The sequence below is a fragment of the Shewanella sp. GutDb-MelDb genome, from assembly GCF_002836075.1.
Taxonomy (GTDB): Bacteria; Pseudomonadota; Gammaproteobacteria; order Enterobacterales; family Shewanellaceae; genus Shewanella.
This window is the reverse complement of record NZ_PJBM01000014.1, coordinates 1-5,426: the sequence shown is the minus strand read 5'-3', so window position 1 is coordinate 5,426 and position 5,426 is coordinate 1. Positions and strand designations below refer to the sequence as shown.

Here is a 5,426-nt window from a genome sequence, read left to right as displayed (position 1 = left end):
GATTTTAATGCCGTTTATAGAGACATATCAAACAAGTACACCCTATATTTATTTTTGGAGATATTATGATTTTCAACTTATTGACTAACAAACAAATCCGTTCTTTTACGCTGACATCAGGTCTTCTACTCTCTGTTTGTACTTTTTCAGCTAATGCAACCTCACCTAAGCACCCGAGTGGAGAAAATGGGCAGATGGTTAACGCACAAACTTATTCAGCCTCAAATTACGTGTCACAGGAAAACTCGAAAATGTTTCCTGCGCCTAAAGAGGGTCAAGTCCAACATATACTGACGCTTAAAACACTAGAGAACGAAGCTGACTACATGCTAGAGATCCAAATCGGGCAAACCAAAATGGTCGATTGCAATAAGCATGGGCTTTCGGGAAAGGTCATTCAAAAATCAGTACAGGGCTGGGGTTTTAGCTATTATGAAGTAGAGAGCATATCTGCAGGTCCGAGCACGATGATGGCTTGTTTTGATCAAGCATTAACAGAGAAGTTCCTCCCTATTACAACGGATTTGAAGATGCGCTATGACAGCAGATTACCTAAAGTGATATACCTGCCTGAAAATAGCCAAGTACGTTATAGAATCTGGAAAGTTGAATCACCTTTTTCTTATTCAGGTGATAAACAAAAATAGTTGTAACAGCAGATAAAGAAAAAGCTACCGTATAGGTAGCTTTTTTACTTTAGGGGTTTAGTTAAAATAGCTCGCCTGAAGCAAGCTAAAACTAATGTAGATTAAAGCGCACTAATGGCTTCTTTACATAAAGCGGTGATTCTGTCCCAATCGCCCTGCTCCATTGCATCAGTCGGCGCTATCCAGCTGCCACCAATACAATCAACATTTTTAAGCGCCAAATAGTCTTTGTAACTACTTGGGGTAATACCGCCCGTTGGGCAAAAACGAATATCCGCTAATGGGCCTGAAAATGCTTTAAGGGCATTAACACCGCCAGACGCTTCTGCAGGAAAAAACTTAAAGTTCTTATATCCAAGCTCCATGCCTGCCATTACTTCAGAGATACTTGCTACACCTGGGATCAACGGTGTAGTACCTGCCATTGCAGCTTTTAGCAGTTCAGTGGTAGCACCAGGCGTGATAACAAACTGAGCGCCAGCTTTTACAGCTTGAGCTAACTGAACTTCATTTAGAATAGTACCTGCGCCGACTAATGCTTCAGGCACTTCTTTAGCAATTTTACTAATCGCTTCTAATGCGCAGTCAGTGCGCAAAGTTACTTCTAAAACACTAATACCGCCTGCAACAAGTGCTCTTGCTAATGGTACTGCATGTTCAATCTTATTGATCACCATGACAGGAACAATAGGGCTGCGATCAAAAATATCTTGTGGTTGAATTAACCAGTTATTCTCAAGCATTGCGTTACTCTTCCTTAGTCTTTAATAATTTTCATCGATGGCGCTAGTACTACGGGCACCCGTTTCAGGACTACTTAGGCTAGCTCTTAGCGCTCCGAAGAGTTCACGTCCCATGCCATAGCTTGATTTGTGTAGATCAACTTTTTCAGCGGTTCTAGCGAGAAGCTCAGCTTCATCGACTAAAAGACTTAATTCGCCTGTCGTGGCGTTAACACGGACTAAATCACCATTTTGGATTTTGGCAATTAAGCCTCCATCAAGCGCTTCTGGCGTTAAGTGAATAGCGGCAGGAACCTTACCCGATGCACCAGACATGCGGCCATCAGTCAGTAAAGCGACCTTATAACCTCGATCTTGGAGCGTACCCAGTATGGGGGTTAACTTGTGTAGTTCAGGCATACCAATGGCTTTAGGGCCCTGTCCTTTCACTACCACAACACAGTCTTTATCTAAGTCACCGGCATTAAAGATTGCTTCCAGCTTATTCTGATCATCAATCACAATGGCTGGCGCTTCAACAATACGATGCTGCTCTGCCACGGCTGATACTTTGATAACCGCTCGGCCTAAGTTACCTTTCAATAACTTCAAGCCGCCATTGACTTGGAACGGCGTATTTAAACTGGTTAATACTTCTTCGTCTAAACTGGTACGCTGGCCATCGACCCACGTCAGCTGTCCATCTCTAATCTGCGGCTCTTGCGTATAGCGCTTTAGTCCAAAACCTACAACCGTTTGCACATCTTCATGCAAAAGACCGCCATCGAGCAGTTCCTTAATCAGAAATGCCATGCCACCAGCTGCGTGGAAATGGTTAATATCGGCATGGCCATTAGGATAAACGCGTGCCAGTAATGGCACTGCATCGGAAAGTTCAGAGAAATCATCCCAATTGACAATAACGCCTGCAGCTCTAGCTGCAGCAACGATATGCATCGTCAAGTTAGTTGAACCACCAGTTGCTAGTAATGCGACGATACCGTTAACGACAGATTTTTCAGATACAATATGTCCAATCGGTGTGTACTGCGTGCCCATTTCGGTCAGACGACAAACCTGTTTGGCTGCTGTTTTACTTAAGACTTCACGTAAAGGATCATCAGGATTCACAAAAGAGGAACCGGGTAACTGCAGACCCATAACTTCGAGCATCAACTGGTTACTGTTTGCCGTACCATAGAAGGTACAAGTACCGGCACTATGGTAAGACTTTGACTCAGCATCTAGCAGTGCTTCTCGATCAATTTTACCTTGAGCATACTGCTGGCGAATACGGGCTTTCTCTTTATTAGGAATGCCTGACTTCATCGGTCCTGCGGGTACAAACAGCATTGGAAGGTGACCAAAACTGAGTGCGCCAATAAGCAGCCCAGGTACGATTTTATCGCAAATACCAAGCAACAATGCGCCGTCGAACATATTATGTGATAGACCAACAGCCGTGCCCATTGCGATAACTTCACGGCTTAATAAGCTCAGCTCCATTCCGGGCTGACCTTGCGTTACACCATCGCACATTGCAGGTACACCACCGGCGACTTGCGCTACACTGCCGATTTCATTACAAGCCTGCTTTAACAGATCTGGATACTCGCCATAGGGCTGATGCGCAGATAACATGTCGTTAAATGAGGTGATAATGCCGATATTAGCTTTTGTGAGCTGTTTAATCGCTGATTTATCCGCGGGATTACACGCCGCAAAACCATGAGCCAAATTACCGCAACTCAATGCACTACGATGAACGCCTCTATTTTTTGCATCATCTAAAGCCGCAAGGTACTTTGCGCGGGAATCTTTGCTTCGTTCAATAATTCTGTCTGTAACAGACTGTACAACGGTGTGCATAATCACTCCTTAGGCGCTCCAGTAAACATCGACAGGTGTTTTATGTTGATCGAGAACCGCTCTGATCGGCATTTCACTGCTGTCGTCGTTTGCTAACGCGAGTCGATAAACATCAAGTTTCTGTTCACCAACAATATGTAAATAGATTTGACGGCTAGCCAAAATGGCTGCCTTTGAAAGCGATATACGTGCATGTGGAGCACTACCCGGGGTTACTGCTACACATAAGTCATTTGTTGTGAGTGCATTTTCAAGCTCTTGTGCTTCTGCGCAAGGAAACCAAGAACAAGTATGTCCGTCATTTCCCATTCCGAGTATTACAACATCAAACGGTTTTGGAAAATGTGCCAACTGCTCCATGGTCATTACTCGACCCTCTTCTGGAGTAGAGTACATATTCTTCAAACCACAGAACTTGGCGCTAGCGGCACGGTTTTTAAGTAAGTTATTTCTAACCAGTCTCTCATTAGAGTCGCTATGGTCGTTGTCGACCCAGCGTTCATCCGCTAACGTAATATAAACGTCATTCCAATCGATAGACTTCTTACTTAATAACTCAAAAAGCTTTAAAGGTGTCGAACCGCCAGAAACAACTAAACTCGCTTTGCCCTTGGCATCAACAGCTTCTTGTAACTGGTTGGCGATTCGGTCTGCAAGTTGCGCTTCAAGCGCATCTTTGCTGTCGAATGATTTGAACACAGTTTCTTTAATCATCTTTATCCCTTACTCATCCCAAGAACGGCCGTCTTTAGTAATCAGGGCGATTGAAGCAACAGGTCCCCAGGTGCCCGCAGGATATGGCTTAGGTTTTTCGTCTGTTTCTTCCCAAGCTTGGATGATGCCATCAACCCAGCTCCACGCTTGTTCTACTTCATCACGACGAACAAACAGTGCCTGATTACCCAACATCGCTTCTAATAACAAACGCTCATATGCATCGGCAATGCGCTCATTTTTAAAGGTGTCAGAAAAACTCAAATCTAGCTTGGTCGTCTGAAGACGCTGCTTTTCACCAAGACCAGGGACCTTATTTAGCATTTGGATCTCAACCCCTTCATGAGGCTGTAATCGGATAGTAAGCTTGTTTGGCGGCAAATTACGGTAGTTTGAGCGGTATAAGTTATGTGGTGGATTTTTGAAATAAACCACAATTTCAGAGCTCTTAAACGGCATACGTTTGCCACTTCTTAAATAGAACGGCACGCCAGCCCAACGCCAGTTATCAATATCAACTCGAAGCGCAACGAAGGTTTCAGCATTAGAATGAACATTTGCGCCTTCTTCTTCTAAATAGCCAGGAACAGGAGCCCCTTTTAAGAAACCACTAGAATACTGCCCACGCACGGTATTTTCGTGAATATTGTCTGAATTTATCGGCCGTAGTGATTTAAGCACTTTTACTTTTTCATCACGAATATTATCAGCATCTAGGTTGACTGGCGGGTCCATAGCAACCAGCGTCAATACCTGCAGTAGATGATTCTGGATCATATCGCGCATCTGACCCGCTTTATCAAAGTAGCCCCAACGCCCTTCAATACCCACTTCTTCAGCAACGGTTAATTGCACATGGTCAATCGTACGATTATCCCATTTTGAAGCGAACAAAGAATTGGCAAAGCGCAGTGCAAGCAGGTTTTGAACCGTTTCTTTACCTAAGTAGTGATCAATTCGATAAACTTGATCTTCATTGAAGTGGGCAGAAACTTGGTCATTTATAATTTTAGAGGTGGCGAGATCTGAACCAATAGGTTTTTCTAATACAACGCGAGAATCAGGGAAGATAAGATTTTGTTCATTTAAGCAACGGCATATATCACCAAAAATAGAAGGAGGCGTAGCAAAATAGCTCACCATCACTCTTTTTTCAGGCTCTAAAACATCATGGAATGCTTTATACCCTTCAGAATCCGTAAAGTTTGTTCCTATATAATGACAGCGGTCTAAAAAACGGTTTACGGTTTCTTCACATAACTCGTCTTTTACAAATGTCTTCAATGCCGTTGTAACTAATTCACGATACTCTTCCTGAGTAAAGTCATCTTTTGCAACGCCTAGTACTTTGGTCTCTACATTTAATAAGTTTGCTTTGTCTAGCTGATATAGAGATGGCAGCAACTTCCGCTTAGCGAGGTCGCCCTTGGTACCAAATAGAACAAAATCACAAGCTTTGGCTTCTGGTGTTGGT

Annotated in this window: 5 protein-coding genes; 1 reads left to right on the top strand and 4 read right to left on the bottom strand. The window is 43.6% G+C overall.

Annotated elements, in window-relative coordinates; all coding sequences use genetic code 11:
* The first annotated feature begins 65 nt into the window (after positions 1-65).
* Complete coding sequence (gene eco / locus CXF82_RS00460) at positions 66-647, top strand: serine protease inhibitor ecotin (RefSeq protein ID WP_102043469.1); 582 nt, start codon at positions 66-68, stop codon at positions 645-647.
* Between the two features lie 101 nt (positions 648-748).
* Here eco and CXF82_RS00455 read toward each other — a convergent pair whose 3' ends face one another.
* The 4 genes from CXF82_RS00455 to zwf form a co-directional block, all read right to left on the bottom strand.
* Positions 749-1,390, bottom strand: a complete 642-nt coding sequence (locus tag CXF82_RS00455) for a bifunctional 4-hydroxy-2-oxoglutarate aldolase/2-dehydro-3-deoxy-phosphogluconate aldolase (RefSeq protein ID WP_102043468.1) — start codon at positions 1,388-1,390, stop codon at positions 749-751.
* Positions 1,391-1,411: 21 nt separating this feature from the next.
* Complete coding sequence (edd, locus tag CXF82_RS00450; protein ID WP_101092072.1) at positions 1,412-3,238, bottom strand: phosphogluconate dehydratase; 1,827 nt, start codon at positions 3,236-3,238, stop codon at positions 1,412-1,414.
* Positions 3,239-3,247: 9 nt separating this feature from the next.
* Entirely contained in the window at positions 3,248-3,952 is a 705-nt protein-coding gene (gene pgl / locus CXF82_RS00445; protein WP_101092071.1) for a 6-phosphogluconolactonase, read from the bottom strand.
* Positions 3,953-3,961: 9 nt separating this feature from the next.
* Positions 3,962-5,426, bottom strand: a 1,465-nt coding sequence (gene zwf, locus CXF82_RS00440; protein ID WP_102043467.1) for a glucose-6-phosphate dehydrogenase, incomplete at its 5' end; no start/stop codon positions are given.

Excerpts from the sequence above, each read along its gene's own strand:
- eco (WP_102043469.1), top strand. The coding sequence starts at position 66 with ATGATTTTCAACTTATTGACTAACAAACAAATCCGTTCTTTTACGCTG.
- CXF82_RS00455 (WP_102043468.1), bottom strand. The coding sequence starts at position 1,390 with ATGCTTGAGAATAACTGGTTAATTCAACCACAAGATATTTTTGATCGC.
- edd (WP_101092072.1), bottom strand. The coding sequence starts at position 3,238 with ATGCACACCGTTGTACAGTCTGTTACAGACAGAATTATTGAACGAAGC.
- pgl (WP_101092071.1), bottom strand. The coding sequence starts at position 3,952 with ATGATTAAAGAAACTGTGTTCAAATCATTCGACAGCAAAGATGCGCTT.